This is a genomic window from Paenibacillus odorifer (assembly GCF_000758725.1).
GTDB classification, from domain to species: domain Bacteria; phylum Bacillota; class Bacilli; order Paenibacillales; family Paenibacillaceae; genus Paenibacillus_AQ; species Paenibacillus_AQ odorifer.
This window is the reverse complement of the sequence record NZ_CP009428.1, coordinates 1,903,610-1,927,402: the sequence shown is the minus strand read 5'-3', so window position 1 is coordinate 1,927,402 and position 23,793 is coordinate 1,903,610. Positions and strand designations below refer to the sequence as shown.

Annotated in this window: 22 protein-coding genes and 1 other annotated feature; of the genes, 3 read left to right on the top strand and 19 right to left on the bottom strand. The window is 45.7% G+C overall.

The window, feature by feature from the left end:
• Positions 1–4 precede the first annotated feature (4 nt).
• The 12 genes from PODO_RS08115 to PODO_RS08060 form a co-directional block, all read right to left on the bottom strand.
• Positions 5–832, bottom strand: coding sequence for a CpaE/TadZ family protein (locus tag PODO_RS08115; RefSeq protein ID WP_036684503.1), 828 nt, complete (start codon positions 830–832; stop codon positions 5–7).
• Entirely contained in the window at positions 811–1,692 is an 882-nt protein-coding gene (locus tag PODO_RS08110; RefSeq protein WP_036684504.1) for a CpaB family protein, read from the bottom strand. The genes PODO_RS08115 and PODO_RS08110 overlap by 22 nt, the downstream gene beginning before the upstream one ends.
• Entirely contained in the window at positions 1,692–2,879 is a 1,188-nt protein-coding gene (locus PODO_RS08105) for a nucleotide-binding protein (RefSeq protein ID WP_169744749.1), read from the bottom strand. Before PODO_RS08105 ends, PODO_RS08110 begins: the two co-directional genes overlap by 1 nt.
• A 399-nt stretch (positions 2,880–3,278) precedes the next feature.
• Entirely contained in the window at positions 3,279–4,190 is a 912-nt protein-coding gene (locus tag PODO_RS08100) for a 5'-3' exonuclease (protein ID WP_052097441.1), read from the bottom strand.
• A gap of 48 nt (positions 4,191–4,238) precedes the next feature.
• Positions 4,239–4,604: an arsenate reductase family protein gene (locus tag PODO_RS08095; protein ID WP_038569540.1), complete on the bottom strand. Its 366-nt coding sequence runs from the start codon at positions 4,602–4,604 to the stop codon at positions 4,239–4,241.
• Between the two features lie 193 nt (positions 4,605–4,797).
• Entirely contained in the window at positions 4,798–5,784 is a 987-nt protein-coding gene (locus tag PODO_RS08090) for an RluA family pseudouridine synthase (protein WP_038569539.1), read from the bottom strand.
• A 1-nt stretch (position 5,785) separates the two neighbouring features.
• Positions 5,786–6,352 (bottom strand): cob(I)yrinic acid a,c-diamide adenosyltransferase, encoded by a 567-nt coding sequence (locus PODO_RS08085; RefSeq protein ID WP_036684514.1) that lies wholly within the window; start codon positions 6,350–6,352, stop codon positions 5,786–5,788.
• A 170-nt stretch (positions 6,353–6,522) separates the two neighbouring features.
• A complete protein-coding gene (locus tag PODO_RS08080; RefSeq protein ID WP_232061510.1) occupies positions 6,523–6,711 on the bottom strand; it encodes an aspartyl-phosphate phosphatase Spo0E family protein in 189 nt (62 codons plus the stop codon).
• A 250-nt stretch (positions 6,712–6,961) separates the two neighbouring features.
• Positions 6,962–8,182: an aminotransferase class I/II-fold pyridoxal phosphate-dependent enzyme gene (locus PODO_RS08075; protein ID WP_036683526.1), complete on the bottom strand. Its 1,221-nt coding sequence runs from the start codon at positions 8,180–8,182 to the stop codon at positions 6,962–6,964.
• Between the two features lie 13 nt (positions 8,183–8,195).
• Positions 8,196–8,696, bottom strand: coding sequence for an Lrp/AsnC family transcriptional regulator (locus PODO_RS08070; protein ID WP_036683529.1), 501 nt, complete (start codon positions 8,694–8,696; stop codon positions 8,196–8,198).
• A gap of 259 nt (positions 8,697–8,955) precedes the next feature.
• Entirely contained in the window at positions 8,956–9,339 is a 384-nt protein-coding gene (locus tag PODO_RS08065) for a spore coat protein (RefSeq protein ID WP_036683532.1), read from the bottom strand.
• A 30-nt stretch (positions 9,340–9,369) separates the two neighbouring features.
• Positions 9,370–9,603 carry a spore coat protein gene (locus PODO_RS08060; RefSeq protein ID WP_036683535.1) on the bottom strand — a complete coding sequence of 78 codons (234 nt, stop codon included), beginning with the start codon at positions 9,601–9,603 and terminating at the stop codon, positions 9,370–9,372.
• A gap of 175 nt (positions 9,604–9,778) precedes the next feature.
• On the opposite strand from PODO_RS08060, the gene PODO_RS08055 reads away from it, so the two are divergent.
• Entirely contained in the window at positions 9,779–11,029 is a 1,251-nt protein-coding gene (locus PODO_RS08055) for an NAD(P)/FAD-dependent oxidoreductase (RefSeq protein ID WP_038569537.1), read from the top strand.
• A 429-nt stretch (positions 11,030–11,458) separates the two neighbouring features.
• Here PODO_RS08055 and PODO_RS08050 read toward each other — a convergent pair whose 3' ends face one another.
• From PODO_RS08050 to PODO_RS08040, 3 genes are all read right to left on the bottom strand, one after another.
• Positions 11,459–12,004 carry a hypothetical protein gene (locus tag PODO_RS08050; protein ID WP_052096886.1) on the bottom strand — a complete coding sequence of 182 codons (546 nt, stop codon included), beginning with the start codon at positions 12,002–12,004 and terminating at the stop codon, positions 11,459–11,461.
• A 210-nt stretch (positions 12,005–12,214) separates the two neighbouring features.
• A complete protein-coding gene (locus PODO_RS08045; RefSeq protein ID WP_036683543.1) occupies positions 12,215–12,634 on the bottom strand; it encodes a DUF350 domain-containing protein in 420 nt (139 codons plus the stop codon).
• Positions 12,635–12,665: 31 nt separating this feature from the next.
• Positions 12,666–15,032 carry an endonuclease MutS2 gene (locus PODO_RS08040; RefSeq protein ID WP_036683546.1) on the bottom strand — a complete coding sequence of 789 codons (2,367 nt, stop codon included), beginning with the start codon at positions 15,030–15,032 and terminating at the stop codon, positions 12,666–12,668.
• 152 nt (positions 15,033–15,184) lie between these two features.
• On the opposite strand from PODO_RS08040, the gene PODO_RS08035 reads away from it, so the two are divergent.
• Complete coding sequence (locus PODO_RS08035; RefSeq protein ID WP_036683548.1) at positions 15,185–15,532, top strand: phage holin family protein; 348 nt, start codon at positions 15,185–15,187, stop codon at positions 15,530–15,532.
• A gap of 71 nt (positions 15,533–15,603) precedes the next feature.
• Here PODO_RS08035 and PODO_RS08030 read toward each other — a convergent pair whose 3' ends face one another.
• Positions 15,604–16,632 (bottom strand): GGDEF domain-containing protein, encoded by a 1,029-nt coding sequence (locus PODO_RS08030; RefSeq protein ID WP_178944148.1) that lies wholly within the window; start codon positions 16,630–16,632, stop codon positions 15,604–15,606.
• A gap of 354 nt (positions 16,633–16,986) precedes the next feature.
• On the opposite strand from PODO_RS08030, the gene PODO_RS08025 reads away from it, so the two are divergent.
• A complete protein-coding gene (locus tag PODO_RS08025) occupies positions 16,987–17,340 on the top strand; it encodes a cupredoxin domain-containing protein (protein WP_235219496.1) in 354 nt (117 codons plus the stop codon).
• A gap of 138 nt (positions 17,341–17,478) precedes the next feature.
• On the opposite strand, the gene PODO_RS08020 is transcribed toward PODO_RS08025, so the two are convergent.
• The 3 genes from PODO_RS08020 to pheS all read right to left on the bottom strand — a co-directional run bounded on the left by PODO_RS08020 (position 17,479) and on the right by pheS (position 23,430).
• Positions 17,479–19,569, bottom strand: a complete 2,091-nt coding sequence (locus tag PODO_RS08020) for a cell division protein ZapA (protein WP_038569533.1) — start codon at positions 19,567–19,569, stop codon at positions 17,479–17,481.
• Positions 19,570–19,768: 199 nt separating this feature from the next.
• On the bottom strand, positions 19,769–22,213 hold the full coding sequence (gene pheT, locus PODO_RS08015; RefSeq protein WP_036683558.1) for a phenylalanine--tRNA ligase subunit beta: 2,445 nt from the start codon (positions 22,211–22,213) through the stop codon (positions 19,769–19,771).
• A gap of 182 nt (positions 22,214–22,395) precedes the next feature.
• Positions 22,396–23,430, bottom strand: a complete 1,035-nt coding sequence (gene pheS, locus PODO_RS08010) for a phenylalanine--tRNA ligase subunit alpha (protein WP_038569531.1) — start codon at positions 23,428–23,430, stop codon at positions 22,396–22,398.
• Positions 23,431–23,490: 60 nt separating this feature from the next.
• Positions 23,491–23,776 (bottom strand) — a binding site (T-box leader).
• Positions 23,777–23,793: the final 17 nt, after the last annotated feature.

Below are 23,793 nucleotides of genomic sequence, written 5' to 3'. Positions count from 1 at the left end.
CCCTTTACTGATCCGCCAACCGATCGGCCAGCTTTTGGATCTCTTTTTTAAAATATTTATTAATTAGGGGGTTATCTTTTATGTACAGCCTGCCCTCATGTGCACGAACTACGGCATCCTTCACAAGTGGCAGTACAGAAACTATGTTAAAACCCATGTCCTTCATAACCTTATAATCAAATTCAATATGCTGAATATTCATCATCACCACACTGGTGAACTTAGCCGTACTTATCCCCACCGATTTAGCATAATCCAGCAGCTTCACCATATTTATGGTAGCTTCCATCCTCTCTGTTGCCGTAAAGAATCCTATGTGACAATACTTCATGGCACCCAGACAAAATTCCAATGGAGGGTTGTTGGGAATGTCGATCAGCACAATATCAAACATCTGCTTAAGTGTAGTAATTACACGCTCTAAATTTCCAAACTCAAAATCAAAATACTCCTCCATTAGATCCTGTGGACTAGCTGATAACAGGAACAGCTTCTCGTATTTGGTCCGCTGCAATTCATCTCGGAAATCTACCTTGTCGCTTTTTAACACCTTAATTAATCCTTGCCCCTTCTTATGTGCAGGGACATCTAGAAATTGATATAAGTTCGGATAAAACACCTTAAGGTCAACCACACAAGTATTTAGACCCTTTTGAGATAACAAATATCCTAAGTTGCTTATGAGCATGGCATTATCTACGCCATCACAAGCAGGTATAAAACCTACTACACTATAAATCAGATTATTCTCTTGAAGTTCGGCACCGACGAGATCCTTAGATGATATTTTCTGAAAAATGCTGTCGATTCCTAATCCTCTTTTCCGATCCACGATTCCACCTCTTTCTCCAAAGTGGGCAGTTGGTCAATGATGACATCACTACTTTTTCTGCTCAGTATGGTAATCAGAAATGAATTTCCATTAAGTCCTTTGTATTTGGCATAATTGTTAATTTGTGCACTCGTCCCCTCGAGGAGTAATGCTTTAGGTTGAATGTTCTTTAAGAAATCTTTACTCTTCATAACATTTTGTTTCTTATCCTCATCCAGTTTCTGCACCTCTTTATATACTTCGTAGATGGAATGACTACTTGCGTTGAGCATATCCTTCACAACAATGCTTTCAAACAATACTTCAGTTTTTTTGATCGTATTCGTGGACTCGGAATAAATAGCGTTTGGATTGCCACCCGGGGCATCCTTCTCCTCTACCTCATAGGACACACGGATACGAACACGGTCTCCTGGCATTAGAATATCTCCACCAACCTCCAGAAAATTATAAGGAAGCGTCAAGACCTCATTTTCCTCATTCACTTGATACAGCCATTCATTTTTTTGCGGTTTTTCATCCAGCAACTGATCTTTGTAGAGCACGCTGTTTTCTCGAAGATAATATGCGGACAGTTTATCCTTCACCGAATCTATATCTTCAGACAACACCATGTCCTCGGTGTATTCTTTTTTGATAATATTGTATTTCTCAATCATAGGCTCCGTAATGACTACGTAAGCCGGAATACCATCACTCTGCTTGACCCGCAACACCTCTACCACATCGCTGGCATCTTTGCTGGCTTTCGTAATGAACATATAAGAAACCACGATGATCAATAGACTAAAGAGCAATGCTGCAACCCGCTTGAACATTTGCTTATTGGGTGTCGCGTTTTTAAGCCCACTTAAATCCATTAACTACTCCCCTCCAGTAATCTAAGAAGTATATTTCCATATGCCCGCTCATGGTCTTTGTTTGAATATACAAGCGGCACATCGGTTTCAATCTGAGTATCAAAGTCCGTGTCATAAGAGATATGACCTGCCACTTTCATTCCGTATGTAAAGCTTTCTAAAAGACCGGATGTAGCAACTGCACTTACCTTGTCTGGTACGAAAATTTCACCTTGAAATCTGGAACGGTCATTATATTTGGTGACAATTACTTTTGATTTAGCATTCAAATAGGCCGTATTTTCCTTATTCAGTGTCTCTTCCACATTCCTCAGAGTGCTTAAAACAGCATATAGATTATTGGGAATACAGAGGCCAAAGCTGTCGATATGGATTAATGCTTCTCGAAATCTGTCTAATAAGTTCAGTGGTAGATCCAATAGGATCAAATTAAATTTGTTTCGGAGTAAGGACAACAGACCGACAAGTTTAGAGCTGGTGTAAAATTGCTGGATTAACTTGGGATCGGAAAAGCTGTAACCCAGTCCAGCCAGCCATAGGTTTTCTTTCAAATGAAAAGCCGTAGTCAAATAATCCTGAGGTCTTGCTAACGTTCGGATGAGAGATGCATTTATATCTTCATCCCGCTTGGTTCGTTCATGAAAGCTGCTAAAATACATATTCGTACTTCGATATTCGATATCCATATCCACTATTAATACATTCAGCCCCCGTTTACTCGCTTCACTTGCAACATTGATAGTTGTGCTGGTAATTCCGCATCCACTATGCCCGGTTATCGCTACAATACGACTAATCCCTCGGCTAATCTTATCAAGCTCCCTAGTAAGGGTATCCGTAGCCTGTAATTCAGTTGGGGCTTTCGGTTTCGGTTTAAAGCGATCCAGAAACGACCCTTTTCTGTCTGTACTCTTTTGGTGATTACTCTTATCGTCGTGAGGTCTGGAATGTTGTTTTAATTGAGGTTTGGTATCGGATAAATACTCAAGAGCTTCCTGAAATAGTACTGGTGTAATGCGTATGTATTCGTAATTCTTAATTTGGAGATTCGGATATCTATAGCTGAGATTCTCCCATTCTGTATCTTTCCTTATGTACCTGGTGAGGATTAAAATCTTTACATTTGACTTTTGATTAGCTACGAGCCAATTGATTAGGTTATTTAAATCACTCCTGTTCTGTTCCATCCTCAGAGATAATGCATCATCTGTTATTAATATGCTATCTATAGAAGGATTGATGTTTTGCAAAAACTCCAAAACACCTCCAAGGACTAATTCAGACTCGTTCACTACGTCCATGGTCCGACTGCAATAATTACCTACTATCTTCTGAAACTTGTGCGTGACCAAAAGTATCTTCATCTCATCATCACCTACTATGGAAAATAATCCCTATGTATTTCCTTTGAAATTTCATTAAACCAATATCCATGATTAGAAACCTTAATTTGTAATTCAGTCAAAAAAAGACATATATTGATAAATTTCCACATGAATTCGACAACAAAAAAAGCAGGTCAAGGATAGTAACCTTGACCTGCCATTATGTTTATTCACATTTTCATCAGAAGAGAACCTCTCTCCTTAACCCAGATCACCTAACTCAATCTGTACAATTCCCCGTTCGTCCTGCACCTCAGCGATCAAATGCATCAGGCTGCCGAATTCCAGTTCTTGAAATTTACGCGCGGCTGTTTCCCGCTGTAATTGCCATAAAGCTTGTGCCAGCTCACAGACCACAGGCACATCACAACGGATTTCAGCCAGCTCCCTTGATAGATGCAGCATATCTAGGTCGGCTTCAATTTTGGACCGTACACCTTTAGGGAGCAAGTGAAGATTCTCAATTACACCTTCAACTGTACCGTACTCTGTTAACAGCTTCAGCGCGGTTTTCTCACCAATCCCTTTTACACCAGGGTAATTATCACTTGTATCGCCCATAAAGCCCTTCAGGTCAATAACCTGTCTAGGGGTTAGACCTTTATCCTCAAGCAATTCTGCAAGGTCATAAACTTTATAGTTGGAGCGTCCTTTTTTCATAATGACGACTTTAACATTCTCATCAATAAGCTGCAGCATATCATGGTCACCCGTCAGAATGTAAACCTCAGAATTATCGCTGTAACAGGATGCCAGCGTACCTATGCAATCATCTGCTTCATAGCCGGCAAGACCAATGTTTGGCACACCTAGCTCAGCCACCACTTCTTTTACTAGGTCAAACTGCGGAATTAATTCCAGCGGAGCTTCGATCCGGTTGGATTTGTATCCATCATATTTCTCGGTGCGGAACGTTCCTTTGCCCATATCCCAGCAGCATACGACGTGAGAAGGCTCAAACGTACTTACTGCATCAAAAAAATACTGCAAAAATCCATATACCGCATTCGTTGGCAATCCATCTTTTGTCTTGCGAATATATCCTCCATAAGAGGTCGCATAAAAGGCCCGGAACAGCAGAGCCATTCCATCTACAAGCATTACCCGGCCCATTGTTTCTGTTCTCACTTATAAACCTCTCCCTTGATCGTTGTATTGATATTAAACATTAGTCCAAGTATCGGCATATTGGTCTTCTTTGAATCCCACCGTAACTTTAACTCCATCGGTGACAATCGGACGTTTGATCAGCATCCCGTGGCTTGAGAGCAGCTCTAACTTCTCCTGTTCCGTAAGCTGGGGCAGCTTGTCCTTCAGACCTAATGATTTGTATACTTCACCGCTTGTATTAAAAAACTTCTTCAGCTCAAGGCCGCTGTTCGCGAGCAGCTCACGCAGCTCGTCCACCGTAGGTGGCTGCTCTGCGATGTGCTGAAGCTCCAGCTCATGACCTTGTCCCTGCAACCATTTCACTGCGCTGCGGCAGGTGCTGCATTTGGGATATTGATATACTTTTAATTTGCTCATGCTGTGCTCCTTTAATAATCGGCTAATAATACCGTAACTACAAGGAATGTTTGGACTTCCGGCCGCTGTTGTCTACAGATTTCATCAATTTTACCGTTAAACACGGTTGAAATCCGCAGACAAAGGCGGTCGCTATCGCTCCTACAGTTCCAAACTTCCCCTTCGCCACTCTATCGCCTGAATCATAATTTTATCACAAATTCGCTGTCAGACCTTGCTCCAATATTTTCTCCAAGACTGCCATGTCAGGTGGCAACGGGGCTTCGAATATCATTTCTTGCAGAAGCACCGGGTGCTTGAACGTCAGACGCACTGCGTGCAGTGCCTGACGCGGTATGGAAGCATCGAGTGCTGCAACGGACTCCAACTGCTCGCTTTGCGTTGAAGTAAATTCTGGTAGATTGTACAGCTCATGACGATACATGCTGTCTCCAATCAGTGGACAGCCGATAGAGGTCATATGGACCCGAATCTGATGCGTACGTCCACTCTCCAGCTTTAGTTCAACTCTGGAGCCGGCCGAATACACCTGCTTAACCTCATAGCGGGTTAGGGAAGGATATCCTTCCGGTGTCACGATACGCCGATGTGGCTCCTCAGGATCACGGTCGATAGGGCCGTCGATATCACCGGATAGCTCCGCAGGAACCCCATGAACAAATGCAGCGTAACGCTTATCCACAGTACCGGCGATCATCTGCTCGGAAATATGCTGATGGCTGTATGGATTTTTGGCGATCACTAACACACCGGAGGTTTCCTGATCCAGGCGGTGAACAGGCCGGAAACGGAAGCGTTCATTCTTCTGCGCCCAATAATAAACCACGCCATTGGCAAGCGTGTCGGTGTAATGTCCATGTGTTGGATGAACTATAATTCCCGCTGCCTTGTTAACCACTAGCAGATGTTCATCTTCAAATAGAATCTCGAATGGAATCGGCTGCGGTAAAATATCATCCGAAGTCTCCGTTTCCATGCGGATCTGCACGGTATCTCCTGCCTTAACATGCACACTAATGTATACACGTTCACCGTTTAATGTAATGCCTTGTTCCGTCTGCTTCAGCCGGGAGAGTAGCTTGCGTGAGACATCCATCCGTTTGTGCAGGATTGTCTTCAGCAGGAAGTCATCCTCTTCTGGCGGTATGATATAAGTAATGGGTGAATAATAGCTTGTCATATTAGTCTCGAAACACCTTTTTACTACGGATGTATTCTACATCAGTAATCCCTGACCGTGTATTAGCCGTTCTAGCCAACGCGAAAAAATAATCCGACAATCGATTGAGATAAATCACCGCTTCTGGGTTTATGTCCGCATTTCGCCCTAAGGTAACTGCCCGGCGTTCCGCACGACGGCAAACCGTGCGGCATACATGTAGAACCGAAGCCAGCTGACTACCTCCTGGCAGGATAAATTTCTCTAGTGGTGGATTCTCCTCTTGTAGAGAATCTATCCAGCCTTCCAGCCGCTGAGCCATCTCACTTGTCACCATATATTGACCACCGTCAGCAAGTTTAACAAATGCTAAATCCGTGCCGCAATCAAACAGCTCATGCTGTATTTCGAGCAATTGCTCGCGGACATCGTCGAAATTATCACTTTCCATCAGGCTTCGTGCTTGCCCTACAAAACAATTCAGCTCATCGATCGTTCCGTAGGCCTCGACGCGGACATCATCCTTGCCGACCCGGCCGCCAATCACTGAAGTCTGACCTGCATCACCCGTACGTGTATAAATCGCCATGGTTTAAGCCTCCTATCCATTCTTGAAATCACATACTGATAGTTTAAGCTTTCTGCTATAAGGAAGGCAATAAAGATAGCAAATTAAGAGTATACACAATAACACCGTCATTAGTAAGAGTGAACAACAAAAAGAGGACCCTAGGGTCCTCTCAAGAGCATTCAGCAGCACTATTTTCCAGCCGGACGCCCCTTCATGTACTCATTTATTTTGAGGTCCAATAAACTGCTAATTTCAATCACATTATCCGAAGTGAATGATTTTTCCTGCAGGAAAAGCTGCTCCATCTTGCTGCGGAGTATTCTAATTTCATCTTCCAGAGAGAGTATGCGAGCAGAAGCATCACCCTTGGGGGGTATTTTCCCATTTCCAGAGAAACATTTCCCACCATAGGAAGGTAAGTAATAATCGGCGCTAAGCACAATCATCCCTCCCAAAAGTATTATTGAGCGCGTGCTGCAAAATAGCATAAAAGTTAAATAAAGCAACTTCAAAGCAACGCTTAGTTCCAGAGTAAATGGATCCTTGTAAGTTCTATTATAGGGGCTAATTACTCTCAAAGTAAAATAATACCATAGGATTGTATGATCGGCTATAGTTCAATTTTCACTAATCCGTTCTCTCACGTGTAAGCTTTGTGACAAAAGCACCAATTCGTTCTACTGCTTCGTTCAGTTGAGATACTGATGTGGCGTAGGAACAGCGCAAGTAACCTTCTCCACCTAATCCAAAGACACTTCCAGGCACAGCCGCAACCTTGTATTCAAGCAAAAGCCGCTGAGCAAATTGATCAGAAGTCAGCCCTGTCTTGCGCACGCTTGGGAAAGCGTAGAAGGCGCCCTGCGGCTCATGGCACTCCAGCCCCGCATCGCGTAGGCCTTTGACGATCAACCTCCGCCGTTGATTATAGGAATCTACCATCCGGTCCTTCTCTTCCATACCATTGGTCAGCGCTTCAAGTGCAGCCACCTGTCCCATAGAAGGAGCACACATGACAGTGTACTGGTGAATCTTAAGCATTGCAGCGATAAGATCCGGGTGACCACAAGCATAACCCATCCGCCATCCGGTCATTGCAAAAGCTTTGGAGAAGCCGCTAACCAGAATCGTACGGTCTATCATGCCTGGTAAAGAGGCAAAGCTGACGTGATTAATGCCATAAGACAACTCTGCATAAATCTCATCTGAAATCACTATAAGATCATGTTTCTCTACTACCTTAGCAATCGGCTCCCAATCTTCTCGGGTCATTACACTTCCCGTAGGGTTACTTGGGTAACACAAAATCAGAACCTTGGAGCGCGGAGTGATTTTGGCTTCCAGGCTTTCCGCAGTAAGTTTAAAGTTATTCTCACCAACCGTTTCAATACCTACAGGTATCCCTCCACCAATCGCGGTAATCGGCGAGTAAGAGATATAACAAGGCTCCGGAATCAGAATTTCATCCCCCGGTGAAATCAGCGCACGTAGCGCCAAGTCGATGGCCTCACTTCCGCCAACGGTTGCAATAATTTGATTGGCAGGATCATATTCCACAGCAAAACGGCTGTGTAAGTAATTTGCGATCCCTTCCCGCAGTTCAGGCATCCCTGCATTGGATGTATACCCTGTAAACCCTCTTTCCAGCGAATAGACACAAGCCTCTCTGACATGCCAGGGGGTCTTAAAGTCAGGCTCTCCGACTCCCAGAGAGATGATATCCTTGCTACCTGCAGCCAGATCAAAAAACTTGCGGATACCCGAAGGTTGAATTTGCTGTACCAACGGGGCCAAATAAGAATCCATTGATTTGCTGTCTTCTCCAGTTAGCTGCGATTTATTCGTGATCATATGATTACTTCCTTTATGGAGAGATCATCAGACGGTTGTCTTCTTCATGCTCTTCGAAGATGATCCCGTCCTGTTTGTATTTTTTAAGGGTAAAATTCGTTTTGGTTGAAAGTACTGAATCGATTGGAGACAGCTTCTCAGATACGAAATTGGCCACTTCACGTAAATTCCGGCCTTCCACTTCCACCAGAAGATCATAAGCACCAGACATCAGATAAACTGATTTGACCTGTGGATACAGGTAGATTCGCTCGGCAATTCCTTCAAAACCACGCCCTCGTTCAGGCGTAATCTGCACCTCAATCAGTGCGGTTACCTTCTCATCGTCCACTTTATCCCAGTTTACAACGGCAGCATATTTTACAATGACATGATCTTTCTCCAACTGCTCAATCGCAGTCTTCACATCTTCTTCCTCCGCGCCAAGCAGCGTTGCCAAGAGTGCAGTAGATCTTCTCGCGTCTTCCTTAAGCAGTTCCAGCACTTTCCTCTTAAGCTCGTTCATTTCCTTCATGCCTTCCCTCCGGATAGTTCGCCAATGACGGTACGCTATTAATGCGTCGCCCCGCGAAAAGAGTTTAATACTAATATGACATGAAATGTGCATCTCTGCAAACAAAATAACCCTATAGGAGCTCCCATGAAAGGCTGAGTTTATATAGAGCATACTCAAAAATATAGAAAAAACGCCCGTTCTACCGGATTTAACCAGTAAAAACGGGCGTTAGCTCCACACACATGAAGCGATTTGCTTCATTCGCCAACCATCATGGTTACATTAAATGAGAAGGCTGATGTTGTCCGTTAGCCGGAATATGAGCATTCTGAGCGGATGCGCCAAATTGCCCTGTTTTTTGTTGAACGAATTGCCCTGTTTGCTGTTGCATTTGCTGTGCGGTTTGAAGCTGCTTGTCCACATCTTGGCGCAATGCTTTTGCAGGTGCAGGATACATATTCAATTGAGACATATGCGTGTATAAATCACCTTGGAGTTGCAGTGTGTCCATGGTCATAGTATTAAAAACCCTACGAACCGCTGGACATGCTGATTCTGTAGCAGCTGTAGCATATTCGCGTACGGTCCGCTTCAAATCACACAAAATGGTGTTTAGTAAATCCTCATCCGGCATAAATGCTCCAGTATTTTGCGCGTTCATTAAATAACCTCCTTAGAATTAATATTGCAATTATTGTGGGCTTGTTGGCGCGTATTGTTGATGTTGTTGGATTAACTGAGTGAGCTCAGTCATGTGCTTGGTGTGATTTTGCATATGCTGCATACAAATTTGACGAACCTGTTGATTCTGTGTTGTCGCAGCCGTTGCTGCACATTGCTTAAGAAGCAAGTCCTCATTGGAGATGGAGTCAGCGATATATTCCAATTCTTTACCACTTAGCGCTTGCATTTGCGTTGATTGCATTTGTTGTAGTCCCTCCTTGTAGTTGATTCAAACAGGCATTAGTATGCCGCTTAAGCGCGCTATTTATTTGCCGAAAAGCACTAGAGAGTTATGACAGAAATAAGAACACGCTGCGAATGAGACGATAAATTGCCGCCAATACTAATCACGGCACGAATGAAGGAGCGAACAATTCATGAATTTAAATAGTGGAAGCACACCTTGGTCTAGCACTTTACAGAACCCTCCGACTTACCCCACTCTAGAAGGTACTATTCATTGTGATTGTCTGGTTGTAGGCGCGGGAATGGGTGGAGCGATGGCTTCCTATCGTTTGTCCTTAAGTGGAGCGGATACTGTTCTGATTGAAAAAAAACGGGTCGGTAGCGGCAGCTCGCATGCTAACACAGGGCTCCTGCAAATTTCCAACGATAAATCATTAACCTCATGTATGAACACTTTTGGGCAAAAGAACGGTTTGCTCTTTTATCAGTTATGCCAAGCTGGGGTTAGGAACATTCTGGACCTGCCGGACAAGCTCGATATCGATCCACAGATCATTCCACGCAGCAGTCTTTTATATGCCAGCACATCAGAGGATGTACCTGCATTGCGGGAAGAATATGAGAATCTCGCAGCTAACGGTTTCGATTCTGAATTCTGGGAAGAGGAAAAGATTGCAGCTCTATACTCTTTTTCAAAACCAGCAGGACTTTATTCACGTGGGGATGCCGAAGCGAATCCTTATCGAACGGTGCACAGCTTAATCGCCAAGGCAGCGTCGAATGGTGTACGCGTCTTTGAACAGAGCGAAGCGAAACATTATGAGTTTACTAAGGATGGCGTGATTTGCCACACAGAAAATGGCCGGATTATTGCCAGGGATGTTATTTTTGCAATGGGTTATGAAACACAAGAGTTCAAAAAAGACCGGGGCGCTGAGCTGATCAACACGTATGCAGTGATGACCAAACCTTTAAAGGATCTTCCAAAATGGCATGAGCGTAGCCTGCTGTGGGAGACAGCCCGCCCTTATTTATATTTTCGGACAACTCCTGAAGGCAGGATTATTGCGGGAGGCAAGGATGAGCAGCTGACAGACCCCGAACGTCGTGAGGTCCGGATAATCTCTCAAGGTCAAAAATTGCTTGAGGAGCTTGAGGCCTTATTTCCAGAAATCAAAGGCATTGAGCTGGAGTACTCCTGGGGTGCTGTGTTCGGTTCTACTCGTGATGGACTCCCATATATCGGCCCCCATCCAAAGTTCCCTCACTGTTATTTCATCGAGGGCTACGGAGGCAATGGGACTGTGTACAGTATGATCGCTGCGGAGTTGTTAACGGATACGATTACCGGCAAACATCGGCCTGAGTTAGATTTATTCTCACTCACCCGGTCAGCCAAACCCTCTCCTTCTAAGAATTTGGACGTGATGAAACAAAGCTGATTAGCATAGAAAATAAAAAAGGGACTCTCCCACGTAGCCTCTCACGGCTTTTGGGACAATCCTGCTTTTAATTTTGCCTGCTTTAATCGTAAATCCATCATTCCATGGAGCTTGCGGACTCAGTTGACGTTATTTACATGTTTTTAGCCTTTAAAACAAGGTTTCGGACTCCAGTGATACTATCCTTGGAAAGAGGCCCATATTTAGGCGTTTTTCAGACCAATATCTGCACTGGAGTCCGATAGCATTCCAAATATCGAATAATGTGGCGCTTAAGGTCGGCTGTGTCCGTTTGCGGGTTACTATGCGCATCCGTCAGTGATTACATATACGCACGCTTTCGACAACGGTCAAGTAAGGTCCAAAAAAAGGAGCACGCCCCAGCAGCTATAAGCTTATGGGACAGCCCCTTTTTTTATATGCTTAACCTTACGCCTGAGCGTTGCTCAAATTGCGTACGAGCTGAATACGATCTTCCTGTGCCAGACTGTGCTGAACATGGAAGCATGAAGGACACACGTAAACATTGAGTGAGAATGGAGCGGTTAATACCGATTTACCTAATGTTGCTGGAGCAGACGGCTCAAAGCTGCTCACAGGCTGCTTACCCGCAAGGATCGTAAGCTCATGGCATTGAGTACATTCCGGAGCCTCCTCCTGAATGGCTAGAATAGCTGAAACACTCTCTTCGTACTTGTTCAAATCATAATCATCGCCGAATTGATTAAGCGTATTATAAATTGGAACTACGCTGTCTTTATCAGGCTCTCCCCAAAGATCATCGTCATTAACAACCTCTTGTTTGGGTTCTTCTATGACTTCCTCTACTTCTTCTTCTTCGATGCCGTCAATCCCAACAGTGACCGTGCGGTATCCGCTAAGCTCATTGTTACAGTGAGGACAATTCTCCTCAGGTCCAAATTCCTCATCCCATACAATTTCAGTATGACACCAAGGGCATACAGTTGTTTCCATCTTTTTAATCTCCTTCATACTTTCACTTTTAAATTAATTCATCATTAAATAAATAATACCGGCTGCTATAAAAGCAATCGCTGACAGAAACAGAACTCGGGTGAGAATCTTCATGATTTCCTCCTAAGATACCCCACAAAGAGTGGGACTGCTCATTTCAAAGCTTGTCCAGATCATAATCCTTTGCAGGGTGTCCTTATAAGGACGGATTTAAAAAATAGCCGCACCAATTACATAAGACAACGATACCGAGATCAGCATGGCAATAAGTCCAACAGCACGGTTATCCGCAGCGATCTCCTCGTCAATAGAGAATACAGGGGTCAGAAATTCAAATAAAAAATAGGCAAGCAGCAGCAGCAAAAAACCGACGACGGACCACTTCATTGTCTCATAAATTGAAACACCAGCTTCAATGCTGAAACGCAGTACGTTGCAAATCCCGAAGATTTTACCGCCTGTGGCCATTGCCACTGCCAGGTTTCCCTTACGTATTTCTTCCCAGCAATTATATTTCGTTACCATTTCAAAAAAAGACAGAAATACAACTAGCCCAAGAATCGCCACTGCGAAGTAGCCAAGCAAGGCACCTAGCGGATGACCCAGCAAAAGATCAATATCTTCTTGCACGCTTTCCCCTTCTTTCTGCCGGGAAATCCCGCTATTGCAGCTCAGCCACAGTTACGCCCGCGCCGCCTTCGTTATAATTCCCGAGCCGATAACTCTTCACATGCTTGTGCTTACGCAAATATTCCTGAATTCCTGTGCGCAGCACACCCGTTCCTTTACCATGAATGATGGCGATTTGGCCCAGATTACCTAAAAAGGCTTCATCGATAAAACGATCTGTCTCCATGATAGCTTCCTCCAGGTTAGTGCCGCGCAAATCCAGTTCACTGCGAATGTTCTCATCACGGGAACGTTTGACGGTTGTCGCATGGCGAAGGGCCGTTGGCGCAGCTGTTGCCTTCGAGGAGAGCAATTCCAAATCATCCAGCCTTACCTTCATCTTCATAATGCCAAACTGCACCAGCGCCTCTTTAGTACCGCTTAGCTCCACCACAAAGCCCTTTTGGTTCAAGCTGTCGACTTTCACTTCATCTCCAGGACCAATTGTCCGTGGGGCCTTGGCAGTCTTGCGGGTAGCAGCCTTCTTGCGCGGTGATGGCTCAGCTTCATCCAGACGTCGCCGCGCTTCAATCAGCTTATGCTCTTTAACTGAAGCTCCTTCTTCCATAGCCAAGCGGCGCAAATCACTGATAATTTCCTCAGCTTCCTTACGCGCTTTGTCCAGGATCGCGCTGGCGTCCTTCTCTGCCTTCTCGAGGCGTTTCTCGCGCTGGCTTTCCAGCTTCTCAAGCTCTTGCTGTTGTCTGCTGCGTAGCTCCTCCACTTCACGGCGGATGCCCTCTGCACGTTCATGCTCCTGTTCCGCTCCCAGCCGATTCTCTTCGAGAGAAGCAATCATATGCTCCACGCGCAGATCTTCTTCCTTCACTTCGCCGCGGGCATGCTCCAGAATCGCATGAGGCAGGCCTAGACGCTCAGCAATCGCAAAGGCGTTGCTTCGTCCCGGTACGCCGATCAACAAGCGATAGGTTGGGCTAAGGGTCTGGACATCAAATTCCATACTGGCATTGATGACTCCCTTACGCTCATAAGCGTAAGCTTTCAATTCGCTATAATGTGTTGTTGCGACCATCCGGCATTCGATCCGGTGAATATGCTCCAGAATGGCAATTGCCAGCGCAGAGCCTTCTGCCGGGTCGGTTCCAGCACCCACTTCATCAAGCAGAATGAGGCTCTTAGGAGTCATTCTACGCAGAATGGAGATAATATTAGTCATATGACTAGAGAAGGTACTCAGACTTTGCTCAATGCTCTGTTCATCACCAATATCAGCATAAATGGCATCAAATACACACATCTGGCTGCCTTCCTCTGCTGGAATAAACAAGCCGGACATCGACATTAAGCTTAACAAGCCGATGGTTTTGAGGGTAACGGTCTTACCACCGGTATTCGGTCCGGTTACGATAATTGAGCTGTATTGATTGCCCAGCTCCACGTCCAAAGGAACCACATGCTCCGCTGGAATAAGCGGATGCCGCCCTTTGCGCAGCTTAAGATAACCGCGGTCATTCATGCGCGGCTGAGTAGCCTTCATATCACGAGCAAGACGCGCCTTGGAGAAGATGAAGTCCAGTTCTCCCAGAATATCAATATCGTAGGTCATTTCTTCCGCAATGTCGGCTACAAGTGCCGTCAGCCTGTGTAAAATGATCTCGATTTCCCGTTCCTCACGCAGCCGTGTTTCACGAAGTTTATTATTCATCGCCACAATAGACTCTGGCTCGATAAATAAAGTCGCTCCTGATCCAGACTGATCATGTACGATACCGCCGAAATGGGCACGGTACTCCGCTTTTACAGGAATAACAAACCGATCACCACGAATGGTTACCAGCTGATCCTGCAGCATTTTTGCTACAGAAGACGAACGAATCATCGAATCCAGCTTCTCACGAATTCTGGTCTCTCCTCCGCGCAATTCACGGCGAATGTTAGCCAGCTCAGAACTAGCTGTATCAAGTACATCAGCATTCTCGTCTATACATAAGCGGATGGCATCTTCCACATGTTTTTGCTCCGATAAAACGTCGCTCAGTGAGAACAGGAGCTCAATCTTTTCTTCCTCATGCATAGCTGCCAGGAAACGTTTGACTCTGCGTGCGCCGCCAATGGTATTTCCAACGGCCAGCAGCTCAGTTGTTCCCAGCATTCCGCCTATAGACGCACGTTTTAGTGCAGCTCGAATATCGCTTACCCCGCCGAACGAAGGAATACCCTTCAGGCGGTCCACATTAGCCGCTTCATCCGTGGCTTGAAGCAGCTTCTTCACGCCTTCGAAATCGCCGGAGGGTCTTAGCTGCTCAGCAGCCAATCTCCCCATGGGGGTTTGCGTATATTGCATTAATTTATTTAAAATCTTGCGATATTCAAGCGTATGCAAAATTTTGTCGTCCAATTACAGTCACAGCTCCCTTCATAGATGTTTCCATTATACAGAATTCAGGTCAATTTCGCTATTTGGGTCTTATTTTTAAGCATAGAATCACGTAATAAGGTCACAATAAGAACTGCACATATCCTTAGCATGGGCCAAAGGAGGTTAGTACAGTGAATTTCTTAAGTCATGTTGGTCGTTTTGTGGTCGCAGCGCTTGTTCTGATGGTTGTTGGCTGGATTGTTCCACAGTTCACGGTTGGTGGGTTCTGGAGCGCTCTAATCCTTGCACTGGTGATTGCGCTACTCGGCTGGGTAGTCGAAGGAATCTTCGGCAAAAAAGCAACGCCTTTCGGTCGCGGTATCGTCGGCTTTATTGTCAGTGCGGTAGTTATCTGGGTCGCTCAATTCGTAGTCAGCGGAGTCAGCGTATCCATTCTGGGTGCCATTTTAGCAGCTCTGGTCATTGGGATTATCGACTTGTTCCTGCCGGTATCCACTCCATTTGAGGCCGCTAAGTAACAAAAGCTCTTCACAACACAGAACCCCTTATTCCCGGTTCTTCTCCGGCAATAAGGGGTTCTGTGTTGTTTTTATGCAAAAGACACAATCTCCTCTTTATGACTTTCAGCACAGTTGACCACTCTGTTCTTGCCTTGCTTTTTAGCGGTATAAAGCGCCTTGTCTGTTTTACGGAAGAGAAGCTCTTTCCCATCCCCAAGCTGATAATCACAAATTCCAATGCTAACGGTGATCGGCTTGTTCCCAGCCTGCAAATGTTCAATTTGAGCAATATTTTTCCGTAATTTTTCTACTGCTTCATAGGACTCCGAGAAACTTTTATCTGTAAAAATCACAGCGAACTCTTCCCCGCCATACCTAGCCGCAAAATCATTTAATTCAATCATACCGCCTACCTTGTCCGCTATCACCTTAAGCACAAGGTCTCCAACCCTGTGTCCGTAGGTATCATTCACTTGCTTGAAGTTATCAATATCGAAAAGAGCCAGCTGCAGTTGAAGGTTGTTGCTTTCACATTGCTCCAATAATGAATCCAAATATTCATGAAAGGTTTTATGATTATAGAGTCCAGTAAGTGCGTCAATCTTCAGCAGCTTATCCGAAATAGCCCTCTCCACCATTAGATCTTGGCCCGCCTTCGTTAATCTCTCTAAATTTATACGCGCTTCACGAGCACGAATAATTACTGCAATAGCCATCAGCACAAATACCAAAAATACACACTCTACCATCAAGAATTCAAGCAGCGGTTTATGTAGGAATGGCCGTTCCAACCCAAAATATACCCCAGCATAAAACACAATACTAAATAACCCCATTATGTACAGGAGCTTACGATCAAAATAAATAAGAGCAACCATAATCGGCATCATAAGTGTCATCTGAGCACCGTCAACAAAAGGCTCTAATACAAAATACATAAGGTAGGACACTAAAAAACCACAGCTAACCACCCCATATTTAGGGGACTGTTTACTATAACGCAGCCACAGCTCCGCAGTAATCATAAGGACCACAATTAGTAAATTACAGGCTATAAATAAATGCCATAGGTTCGTGTCCATTGTTGTTTTTATTTGGAGTCGGTCAATATTCGACAAAAACAGCAACTGTGAGATTAATAAAAGAATGACTACCATCCAATAGCCTTTTAAGATTCTACGGTGCCAAACCTCCGTACTTAGCGCATCGTTAATACTTGTAATATGTATCCCCTACTTTTAGACGTTAATGTAATAGCTTTCATTATAATAAATTTTAGTTATATTTTCATCATTTTTTTGCAATTTACGACAAAGTTTGAACAGTCTGCCTGTTCACAGATTTTTCACATTTAATCAAAGCGCTTTCTTAAATTTTAAGTTATGATGTCTACATAATTGTCACATTTTCACTATGCTTGGACTTCTTGGGAGGGGATTTAGATCATTAAAAAATTTGCAATTCTACTTTCAATGGTGTTCGTTATAGCACTTACAGCCTGTGGGAACAGCAATGATAGTGCTGCTGGCAATGCTAACACATCGGAGCCGGAGATCGAGGCAGAAACAGAACTCATAATTACAGCTACGAATTACAGCTTTGATCAGGAAGAATATCATCTAAAAAAGGGTGTGCCCGTCAAAATCATTTTTAAAAATGATGACGGCAATCACGGTATCCTTATTCCTGAGTTCGAGCTGCAGCTTAATGAAAAAAAATCCTCAAAGGTGATCGTACCAGAGGAAGCTGGAACTTTCGAAATGACCTGTTCCATTATGTGTGGCTCCGGACATAGCGGAATGAGAGCTACTATCATCGTGGAATAGATTACACATAAACAGCCGATTATTAGGGATTCTCCCTGATATCGGCTGTTTTTTTAATCTGAGCTCATTAATAAAGAGTGCTGACCCGAAATAGATCTCTCTACTCATCAGGTCAGCCCTCTTACTTGCATCCGGCATTCAACTGTCCTGCTCGATCAGTTGAATCCATTCATTATATTCATTTTGCAGCTTGGCATATTCCTCTTTAAGGTTACGATGCTCGTCCGTAAGCTTGTCAAGCTCTTCCTGACGCATTTCAAACTGGACCTGCAACAAACGAAGCTGTCCTTGAACCATTTCATAGCTTTCACCAACTTCACCTAACTGCTGAAGCACCTCGCTACGTTCACGATCAATAGCTTCCTGCTTCATCTCAGCCTCGCCGGCTTCCTGCTGCCAAATGTCGATCTCCTCGCGCAGCTTCGCTTCGAGATCCGTCCACTGCAGCTGCCGATCGGATAGCTCCTCGTACTTGTGCTTCCAAGAAGCTCCGTACGCCTCTGCTTCCTTCAGCACTTCCTGTTGCTCAGCAACAGTAGCAGCGGCTTCACGACTAGCTTCAGACAGCTCTTCTAAGCGTCGTGTTGCCTCTTCGCCTTCTTCCTGCAGCAGTTGATATCTTTCCTGCAGGCGTTCTCCTTCTTGCAGTACATCATCGTATTGAGCAATCAATTCCTCATAACGCACACGAAGCGCAGACAGCTCCTTCTGAACCTGCACACCTTGCTCCCGAAGTGCCGCTGTTTCGCGTTCTGCATCTGTACGAAGCCGAACCTCCTGATCCAGCTGCTGTACTAATCCATCGGCTTGCCCACGCAGCGTGTCGATCTCTTTCTGAAGCAACACGGATTTCTCCTCAGACTCCAGCAGATTCATTTCCAGTTCACCAATATCTTCCATACGTTTATCCGAAAGCTCCTGCCAGTTAGCCGCCTCTGCTGCTGATCCCGCAAGTTCTTCCTGAACACGGTGCAGATTCTCACTCGTCTCCTGTAGAGACGCTCTTAGCTCTGTCGCTTCATTCTGTGACTGTTGATAACGCTGGCGTAACTCTTCCAGCTCCTCATTCAACAGTGTGCCCAGCTCAGTAGCCGTGCGCAGCTCTTCACTGAGCTGTTCTTCACGTTTAACAATCGCTTCATATTGTCCAAGCAGCGTCTGTCTTGCATCTCGCTCACTCTTAAGACTGGCTTCAGCCGCCCGTAATCTGGACTGAAGTTGCCCGGTCCCACCACGAAGCTCCGCCAGCTGTTTCTCCAGCTCTTGAATGCTTTGCTTATGTCTATGCTCTTGAGTGCCTTGTGACTGCCGCAGTTCCTTATTCTTGGTTTGCTCCCGCTGCAGTGCTTCACGTTCTTCCGCCAGCTCTTTGCCCAACTTCGCTTTGGTACTCTCAAGCTCTTTACCTAAGGTCAACTTGGTATCCTCAAGCTCCTTACCCAGCGTCAATCTGGTATCTTCGAGTTCTTTACCTAATGTAGACTTGGTAACCTCAAGCTCTTCCTCCAGTGTTGACTTGGTCTCGGTCAGCTCAAGCTGCAGAGCAGACAGCGTGTCTGTCTTCTCCTTGGTCAGCGTCTCTCGGATGTTCTCCAGCTCTTGCAGATGAGCAGCCTTCTGCTCCTCCAGCTGCTGCAAGCGGATGGCTTCCGCCTTCGCCAGTTCCTGCCGCTGTTGTTCACGACTAGCTGCCCGCTCTTCTTCGTAGCTTGTCCGCAGTTCTTGCAGCTCTATCTCGCGCTCAAGCAATTCTTCTTCCAGCTTCTTGCGTGCAACTTCCACAGCTTGCACTGCCTCCTGAAGCTGCTCCGCATGTACCTTGCGTTCATTCTCCTGAATCTCCAAATGCCGCTTACGTTCTTCCTCAGCAGCAGCAATCAGTCGCCCAGCCTCTTCTTTGGCCGCAGCTTCAAGTCGCTCAATTTCTTCTTGCCGCTCCCGCTGTACCTCCAGCAGGCGAGATACTTCCAATCGCAGTTCACTGCGTTCACCTGTCATCATGTTTAGTTCATTTTTGAAGTCCTGAACCTGAATAGCCTGCTCCGCCATATGTACAGCTGCAAGCACCGCTATACGCGGTGTGTCCAGTCTGGTGTGAGATTTAGAAATCGTGCGCATATGTTCATCAACATAACGGGCCACTTGTTTCATATATTCAGTACTGCTTCCGACGAGTTTATAGGAAGTTCCGTATATCTCCACGGCGACACGTGTCCGGTCCATAGCCACAGTTGTGCCCTCCTTTGTATGTGTGCGGATTCTAAGCTAGTTTCACTTCTTCTATTGTAGCTTTTTTGGTAAGCATTTGGCAAAATCCCTAATATTCAATAGATTATGGCTGATATTCTCCGCTTTGCACTCTACCTAGAAAAAACCGCAGCGAATCTCAGTTTCTAAATGGATTCGCTGCGGCTTTACACAATTCCTGCTACTTTCTTAATTCTGCACCAAAAGTTTGTTGAAGAGATGCTAATACCTTCTCATGCACCTCTCCTACTTCTTCATCAGTCAGTGTATGTTCACTATGACGATACAGCAGTGAGATCGCGATGCTCTTCTTTCCACTCTCCAGCTTACCGCCAGTGTACACGTCAAATACCTGTACGGACTGGAGCAAAGTACCTCCGTTATCACGGATGGAAGCCAGCAGATCGCCCGCTGGTACAGCGGAATCCACGACCACAGCAATATCCCGTTCCATTCCCGGGAAACGCGGAAGCTCATTATATTGCAAACGGCTTTGCGCACTTTCATATAACGGCTGCAATAAAATTTCTGCCGCATAAGTATCCACCAGATCCAGCTGTCTTTGCAGATCCGGATGAATCTGCCCCATCGTTCCGATCTTCACACGGCCCTCGTTCCCGAGTAAATATACCGATGCGGAACGCCCAGGATGAAATCCTTCTGGACTGTCTCCCACATAGACGATTTTATCAGTCAGCCCTAAATGAGCAAATACCGTTTCCAGCGCACCCTTCAAATCAAAGAAGTCCACAGGCTGTGCCGAAACATTCCATTGCTTCACTGTTAAGCTTCCGCTAAGCAACAGCCCCAGCACTGGCAGTTCGCGTGGTTGGCGAGTCAGCTGTTCTTCATCCGTGAAGAAGACGTTGCCGATTTCAAACAATGCCAAGTCGCTTTGACGACGATTGGTATTGTAGCTGGCAATATCCAATAGTTGCGGAAGAAGGCTGGTACGCAGTACGCTGCGTTCTTCACTCATCGGCATAGCCAGCTTCACCGCTACTGCTCCTTCTGATAACGCAGGGAACATTGTGCTTTGTTGCGGCTGGATGAAGGAGTAACCCATCACCTCTTGGTAACCGCCATGTGACAATAAGCGGCGCAGTTCACGACGGAGCGCTTGCTTGTGAGTTAGTGCTCCTGGCGTTGTAATTCCTTCAATTAGAGTCGTTGGAATATTGTCATATCCGTACAGGCGGGCAATTTCTTCAATAAGATCAACATCATAGCTGATATCGCCACGTCTGGTTGGGACTTGAACTTCAATCAGCCCTTGTGCGGTATCTCCGCATTTGAAGTGTAGACGGCCAAACAATGTCTTCACTTCCAGCAAGGACAAATCCGTTCCCAGATAACGATTCAGTTTCTCTAAGGACAAGGTGAGAACCTTCTCTTGAACAGCGTCAGTTCCTGCTTGCACGATGCCTTCATGGACCGATCCGCCAGCATAACGTGCAATCAGCACTGCTGCACGGTTCAATGCAGGAATAACTGCACTTGGATCCACTTCCTTCTCGAAACGAAGGGAGGCTTCAGAGCGAAGTCCCAATTGACGCGAGGTTTTACGAATCGTACCACCATCAAACTTAGCAGATTCCAGAACAAGGTTTACCGTCTCAGCAGTAACCTCTGTATCCCGTCCACCCATTACTCCGGCCAGACCTACAGCTTTAACTCCATCAGCGATAACGAGCATTTGCGGCTCTAGCTTACGCTCTTGACCGTCAAGTGTAACCAAAACTTCACCTTCATGGGCAAGACGAACGCCGAGTTCTCCACCTTGCACTTTATCTGCATCAAAAGCATGCAGCGGCTGTCCATATTCCAGCATCACGTAATTGGTAATGTCCACGATATTATTAATTGGACGAACCCCAGCAGCCATCAGACGATTCTGAATCCACAGCGGTGATGGTGCAGGTTTAACACCTGCAATATAACGAACTGCATAATGGCTGCAGTATTCTTCATCTTCAATCTTGACGGAAATGGAATCCGCAGCAGGACCACTGATCTCAATAATTTCGCTTTTTGGATCAGGCAATTTAACTTCACGCCCAAGAATCGCACTTACTTCATAAGCAGCACCAATCATACTGAGGCAATCCGAACGGTTCGGAGTCAGATCGAATTCCAGAATCTCGTCATCTAAGCCGAGGACCTTGGAAATATCCTGACCAATCTCTGTCCCTTCAGGCAGCACAAGAATACCTTCTTGTTGCTCTTTTGGAAGCAATTTATCATTCAGTCCCAATTCTTTGGCCGAGCAGATCATCCCTTGCGATAGGACGCCGCGCAGCTTGGCTTTTTTGATATCCAGTCCTGGCAGCTTAGCACCGACCAGTGCTACAGGTACAGTTTGACCTGCAGCTACATTTTTTGCGCCGCAGACGATTTGTAGATCCTCATCTTGGCCCGCATCCACGATACATACGTTCAGCTTGTCGGCATCAGGATGTTTTTCCTTTGATTTCACATAGCCGGTTACGATGCCGGAAATGCCTTTATTGCGGCGCTCTACGCCGTCAATCTCAATGCCGGCAGCGGTAATCTTCTCCGCTAGCTGTTCGGCGGTTACTCCTTCAATCGATGTATAATCAGCCAACCATCCGGTTGATACTTTCATATCCGCTCACTTCCTTTATGTTTCAGATGTATTTATTTCACTGTCGTTCGTGCTGCTTCCTGTGGGAGAACGGATGAAGTGCACTCAATTTCAGCTACACACTATTAAGGACGGTCCCTACAAGGAAATCAAATGCTCCAAAACCCATTCTCCAGCCACTATCAGCCAGCGCACCACAATAACTAAACGCCCTTGAACTGCTTCACAAAACTCATATCATTACTATAGAAATGACGGATGTCATCGATGCCGTATTTAAGCATTGCAATCCGCTCTACACCCATTCCGAAGGCGAAGCCGCTGTATTCAGCAGGATCATAGCCACCCATTTTCAGTACATTCGGGTGTACCATACCTGCGCCAAGGATTTCTAACCATCCACTTTGCTTGCATAGTCTGCAGCCATCGCCACCACATTTGAAGCAGCTTACGTCTACTTCAACACTTGGCTCCGTGAATGGGAAAAAGCTCGGACGAAGACGAATGCCTGTATTCGGTCCAAACATCTCCTGCACAAATTGTTGCAGGGTGCCCTTCAGATCACTCATTCGAATGTTACTTCCAATGACCAAACCTTCGATTTGGTGGAACTGGAAGGAATGCGTTGCATCATCATCATCACGGCGGAATACTTTACCCGGACAGATTATTTTAACAGGAGCTTCACCGTTCATAGCCTGCATAGTACGAATCTGTACTGGCGAGGTTTGAGTGCGCATTAGCAGGTCATCTGTTAAATAGAAAGAATCCTGCATATCACGTGCCGGGTGATTCTTAGGCAGATTTAGAGCTTCAAAGTTATAATAATCGGTCTCCACTTCCGGACCTTCAGCTACACGGTAGCCCATGCCGATAAAAATATCCTCAATCTCCTGTACGACTCTGCTAAGCGGGTGAATGCCCCCTTGCTGTAAACGGCGACCCGGTAAGGTTACGTCTACTTTTTCAGCCTGCAGACGTTGCTGGGTTTCCTGCTCTTGAAAAGCCTCCTGCTTCGCGCCGATAATCTCCTCAATAGCACTGCGAACCTGATTCGCCACTTGCCCGATTACCGGACGCTCCTCAGCACTAAGTCCTCCCATACCGCGCAGAACCTCTGTAAGCTCACCTTTTTTACCGAGATACTTCACTCTTAAATCATTTAGTACCTGCGGATCCATAACCTCCTGCAACTTAGCCAGCGCTTCAACCTTCAATGCTTCCAACTTCTCTTTCATGGCCGTGTACAGCCCCCTTCAATCATTGTCTAGTTCAACAAAAAAAGGCCTTTCCTCCCGGTAAGGGACGAAAAGACCGTGGTACCACCCTTGTTAGACAAGCTGATCTGTTCCCCTTAAGAGCTTCATTCCCTCTTTTGGCTGGACAGATACCTATCTCACTTTATACAGAAATAACGGTCTGTGACCGGTATCCCCTACCCTTCCCTATTAGACAGCTTAAGGAATTCAGGGAACTGCTCCGGAGTGAACTTCGACAGCTCTGCTTCTTAGAAACGCTCTCAATCCGCGGCGTCTCCTCCCTGTAAGTCAGGCACTGTGTACTCTTCTCCATCACTGCATTTCACAATTCATGCTAATTGT

Bases quoted from the DNA above. Each gene is read 5' to 3' on its own strand.
- pheT (WP_036683558.1), bottom strand. From the start codon at position 22,213: ATGAAAGTATCAACCGGATGGTTGGCTGATTATACATCGATTGAAGGA.
- PODO_RS08055 (WP_038569537.1), top strand. From the start codon at position 9,779: ATGAATTTAAATAGTGGAAGCACACCTTGGTCTAGCACTTTACAGAAC.
- PODO_RS08105 (WP_169744749.1), bottom strand. From the start codon at position 2,879: ATGGAACAGAACAGGAGTGATTTAAATAACCTAATCAATTGGCTCGTA.
- PODO_RS08100 (WP_052097441.1), bottom strand. From the start codon at position 4,190: ATGGGCCGGGTAATGCTTGTAGATGGAATGGCTCTGCTGTTCCGGGCC.
- PODO_RS08060 (WP_036683535.1), bottom strand. From the start codon at position 9,603: ATGCAATCAACGCAAATGCAAGCGCTAAGTGGTAAAGAATTGGAATAT.
- PODO_RS08025 (WP_235219496.1), top strand. From the start codon at position 16,987: ATGGTGTTCGTTATAGCACTTACAGCCTGTGGGAACAGCAATGATAGT.
- PODO_RS08085 (WP_036684514.1), bottom strand. From the start codon at position 6,352: ATGGCGATTTATACACGTACGGGTGATGCAGGTCAGACTTCAGTGATT.
- PODO_RS08070 (WP_036683529.1), bottom strand. From the start codon at position 8,696: ATGAAGGAAATGAACGAGCTTAAGAGGAAAGTGCTGGAACTGCTTAAG.
- PODO_RS08090 (WP_038569539.1), bottom strand. From the start codon at position 5,784: ATGACAAGCTATTATTCACCCATTACTTATATCATACCGCCAGAAGAG.
- PODO_RS08050 (WP_052096886.1), bottom strand. From the start codon at position 12,004: ATGGAAACAACTGTATGCCCTTGGTGTCATACTGAAATTGTATGGGAT.
- PODO_RS08095 (WP_038569540.1), bottom strand. From the start codon at position 4,604: ATGAGCAAATTAAAAGTATATCAATATCCCAAATGCAGCACCTGCCGC.
- pheS (WP_038569531.1), bottom strand. From the start codon at position 23,430: ATGAAAGAGAAGTTGGAAGCATTGAAGGTTGAAGCGCTGGCTAAGTTG.
- PODO_RS08110 (WP_036684504.1), bottom strand. From the start codon at position 1,692: ATGGATTTAAGTGGGCTTAAAAACGCGACACCCAATAAGCAAATGTTC.
- PODO_RS08065 (WP_036683532.1), bottom strand. From the start codon at position 9,339: ATGAACGCGCAAAATACTGGAGCATTTATGCCGGATGAGGATTTACTA.
- PODO_RS08075 (WP_036683526.1), bottom strand. From the start codon at position 8,182: ATGATCACGAATAAATCGCAGCTAACTGGAGAAGACAGCAAATCAATG.